The 207-nt window shown below is 38.2% G+C and carries 1 protein-coding gene; it reads right to left on the reverse strand.

Annotated elements, in window-relative coordinates:
• A partial coding sequence (locus tag Q0876_RS15675) for a hypothetical protein (protein WP_299229836.1) occupies window positions 1-207 on the reverse strand: 207 nt, incomplete at both ends.

Genomic DNA, 207 nt, shown 5'->3' on the forward strand with positions numbered 1-207 from the left:
GTCTTTAAAGCAACCATCAGTATTGGTAACTCTAACAGTGTAGGTTCCAGGTTGGTTGACTGTAATTTCAGCGGTATCTTGACCAGAAGACCATTGGTAGTAGTAGTTACTTGGTAGGTCATCAATAATACCACCAGTTAAAGTAATGGTTTGTGGGAAGTCATTAAGGCAATAGAATCTACTTTCTTGAGTAACAATATTAGGGAG

Origin of the sequence: uncultured Psychroserpens sp. (assembly GCF_947503375.1) — a bacterium.
Classification (GTDB): Bacteria; Bacteroidota; Bacteroidia; order Flavobacteriales; family Flavobacteriaceae; genus Psychroserpens.